The organism is Parasphingorhabdus sp. (assembly GCF_049667325.1).
In the GTDB taxonomy this organism is placed as follows: Bacteria; Pseudomonadota; Alphaproteobacteria; order Sphingomonadales; family Sphingomonadaceae; genus Parasphingorhabdus.
In genome coordinates this window covers 1-3623 of sequence record NZ_JBATHY010000035.1, presented here as the reverse complement: position 1 = coordinate 3623, position 3623 = coordinate 1, and the positions used below count along the sequence as shown (strand labels likewise).

The following is a 3623-nucleotide window of genomic DNA, read 5'->3' as shown; positions in this document are numbered from 1 at the left end:
CGATATTCCGATGTTGCGGCAGCAGAATTTTCGGCTTTCAATCCCTTCAACCTGATCACCGTGACACCGGACCAGGCGTTGGTTCACACCAATCGGCCCGACAAGACCACCAATGTACTTCAACATGGGATTCACGGATTGTCGAACGGTGCCATCCACCAACCATGGCCCAAGTCCCCGCAACTAAACGGGGCATTGGAGAAGTGGATGGCAGTAGAGTCAAATGACCCCGCGATGCTATTTGATGCCCTGCTCGACCAGAAAAGCTACAGACCAGAAGATCATTCTGATTCATCCTCACAATTTGACCTGGAACCCGAGCATTCCCCCATTTTCATCCGTGATCCAACCTATGGAACACGTTGCAGCACGGTGGTTGCCATCGACCACAACGGCAGCGGTATCTTCATCGAACGGCGGTTCGCGGCATCGGGATCAGCCATGGGCGAAACCCGTTTGTCCTTTTCCTGGCCCACATCATGATAATGATGCGATGACATGACATCCACCACCGCACCAACCGAGCCGCCAACAGCGCTATATTCCTAACCCGGACAGCGGAAAAAAACATATTCAGAAAAACCTCCGGAAACCGATTTTATGCTTTAAGTGCAAGAGGTTTCGCCGTTAACCACTATATGACGAATGTTAACGCTGACAATTTACCGGGACAGGTATCTACCGCGCAGCGCGACAAACGGGCATGCAAGCTCATTCGCGTAGATATCGAACGCGAAAACGGCCCCGGATTTTCAGCTATTGTAACCAATTTGTCAGAGCAGGGAATGGGGGGCCGTACCGAAGGCTTTCTCCGGCCGTTTGAACTGGTTACAATCATTAAACAGGGATATGGCCGAATTTCCGGGGAAGTCCGGTGGATCGAAGGCCAAAATTTCGGCGTTCTATTCTCGGAACCCGTCGATGTTGACCAGTTCAATTTCACCGATCACAACAAGCAAAAGCATTTTGTTCAACCCGGTAGCGACGGTCATGTCTGGAAAGGGTATGAAACAGCCAGCTCGACCAAAAGACCTGGCGTTACCAACCGATTTTCCAAATGACGCAAAAGACTTGGGTTCAGGGGATGGGCCCCGGCCTTCGCCGGGACTCGAATCCCTAATGCCGAAAGTGTCGCATCCCGGTGAACAGCATGGCCAGGCCCGCCTCGTCGGCCGCAGCGATGACTTCATCATCGCGGATCGAACCGCCTGGCTGGATCACCGCTGTGGCGCCCGCCTCGACTGCAGCCAGCAGGCCATCGGCGAACGGGAAAAATGCGTCGGAAGCGACCGCCGAGCCGATTGTGCGGGCTTCGTCCCAGCCGGCCTTTTCGGCTGCATCGCGGGCTTTCCATGCCGCGATCCGCGCGGATTCGAGCCGGTTCATCTGGCCGGCGCCGACGCCTGCAGTAGAGCCGCCCCTGGCATAGACAATCGCGTTGGATTTGACATGTTTGGCGACTGTCCAGGCGAATAGGCAATCGGCCATTTCCTGCCCACTCGGCTGGCGTTTGGTGACGCATTTCAGATCAGCCTGGGCAATCTGGCCATTGTCGCGCGATTGCAGCAGAAAGCCGCCGGCGATGGATTTGAAACCCATGCCGCCGCGCCTGGGATCGGGAAGTTCGCCGGTGAGCAGCAGGCGGAGATTTTTCTTTTTCGCGAAGATTTCCCGGGCCTCGTCATTCGCATCGGGTGCGCAGACGACTTCGGTGAAGATACCGGTCATTGCTTCGGCAGCAGGGCCATCGAGCGGGCGGTTGACCGCGATGATCCCGCCAAAGGCCGAGACGCTGTCGCAAGCGAGGGCCGCTTTATAGGCCTCGAGAATATTGTCGGCGCTGGCAACACCGCAAGGATTGGCGTGTTTGACAATGACCACGGTTGGCGGACCATCGCGAAATTCGCTGACCAGCTCGAGCGCGGCATCGGCGTCGTTGTAATTATTATAGCTCAGCGCCTTGCCCTGCAGCTGCTGCGCCTGCGCGATACCGCTCGCGGACGGACCATCGGGCAGATAGAGGGCGGCGCTCTGGTGCGGATTTTCGCCGTAGCGCAGCTCGACCGGGCGGCTCATGGTCAGCGGCAGCGTGTCGGGGAACATCTTGCCCTGATCGGCAAAACCGAACCATTGCGCGATCATGCTGTCATAGCTGGCGGTCGCGGCAAAGGCTTTGGCGGCCATATTCTTGCGGAAAGCCAGCGATGTACCACCGTCATTCTGCTGCAGCTCGGCCAGCAATGTTTCATAGTCCGACGGATCAGTCACGATCGTCACAAAATCGTGATTCTTGGCCGCACTGCGCACCATGGACGGGCCGCCGATATCGATATTCTCGATAATCTCGTCGCGTTCCGCGCCTTTGGCGACGGTCTGCGCGAAGGGATAGAGATTGACGATCACCAGATCGATCCCGGCGATATCATGGTCTTCCATCGAGGCAACATGACCAGCATCATCGCGCCGCGCCAGCAGGCCGCCGTGAACCTTGGGATGAAGGGTCTTGACCCGGCCATCCATCATTTCCGGGAAACCGGTCACGTCGGAAATGTCCGCAACCTCGAGCCCGGCATCGCGCAACGCCTTGGCGGTGCCGCCGGTCGAGATTAGAGCAACGCCCATCGCGGCCAGCTGTTTGCCGAGACCGGCCAGACCGCTCTTGTCGGATACCGACAATAACGCGCGTTTGATTTTGATATTTTCCGTCATTTCTACCCCATATGTTTGAGCAGCCAGCCGGTTGCACCACCGCCCTTGCCTACCGCTCCGCTGATCACCATTTGCCTGACTTCATGGCCAATGCCCATGCCGTCAACCCAGAGGCTTTCTTCCAGTTGAATTTCGCCGCTCGTCGAGCGGAACTGCCACAAATTTCCGTCTTTCAGGCGCAATAGCACGCCTTTGCCCTCCGAGATAAGATCGCTTTCGATATCCGGTCCGAGATGGAAGCGCAGGGCATATTCGATATCGTCCTTACGGCGCCGACGCTTCTTGCCGTCGGGGATCAGCATATCTTCGCCGCGCAATTCCAGACCGTCCGAACGCAACAGCAGCAGCCGCTTGTGGACCAGACCGAAGCGCCGGGCATAGCCATCGTGACTCGCCTCTAGCCGGGTTGCATTTTCGACATCGCGGCGGAACAGCTCGACTTCGCTGACCCCGCGCCCGAGCTTGCCATCGGCCAGGATCGAGGTGCTGTTGCTGTCGGCGATGCAGAGCGTGCTGTGTGCAGCCGTGGTCCGCAGGCCCCGCGCCAGCGCTGCCGGTATCGTTGCGCCGACCAGCCCTGCCCCGCCGCAATTGCTGATGATCCGGCAATCGCCGTTGGAAAATTCAAAGGCCAGGGTCGATGCGCAACCGGCCACCGCCATCCGTGCAATCGGTGGCGGTGCGGCGTCGAGGATCAGCACCGAGCGCCCGGAAGACACCCGCTGATAGCCCCATTCGCGCGCCTGGCGGAGCGGTCTTGCGCGAACCCCGCTTGCCTCGACAACCTGCGCTATCTGTTCGGCCGATGTCGCGCCGCTGCCTTGCCAGTTGCCCAGCGCTCCGTCGAAATGGGTGAGCGCGGTGAGCGGAGGAACAGCCTTGTTGAGTGCCTCTTCGAGAAATGCCGGTGGATC

At 58.5% G+C, this 3623-nt stretch carries 4 protein-coding genes; 2 read left to right on the top strand and 2 right to left on the bottom strand.

The genetic code is table 11. The annotated features are described in order from the left end of the window. Both WBM93_RS01665 and WBM93_RS01660 read left to right on the top strand, forming a co-directional pair. The coding region (locus WBM93_RS01665) for an NRDE family protein (RefSeq protein WP_424427509.1) at positions 1 to 483 on the top strand (483 nt) is incomplete at its 5' end. A gap of 155 nt (positions 484 to 638) precedes the next feature. After that, the gene (locus WBM93_RS01660; protein WP_424427507.1) at positions 639 to 1061 is read left to right on the top strand and encodes a hypothetical protein; all 423 of its coding nucleotides are present in this window, start codon (positions 639 to 641) and stop codon (positions 1059 to 1061) included. A gap of 55 nt (positions 1062 to 1116) precedes the next feature. On the opposite strand, the gene purH is transcribed toward WBM93_RS01660, so the two are convergent. Together purH and WBM93_RS01650 are read right to left on the bottom strand one after the other, a co-directional pair. Beyond that, entirely contained in the window at positions 1117 to 2709 is a 1593-nt protein-coding gene (purH, locus tag WBM93_RS01655) for a bifunctional phosphoribosylaminoimidazolecarboxamide formyltransferase/IMP cyclohydrolase (RefSeq protein ID WP_424427505.1), read from the bottom strand. 2 nt (positions 2710 to 2711) lie between these two features. Further along, positions 2712 to 3623: heparinase II/III family protein (locus WBM93_RS01650; RefSeq protein ID WP_424427503.1), on the bottom strand; the 912-nt coding region annotated here is incomplete at its 5' end.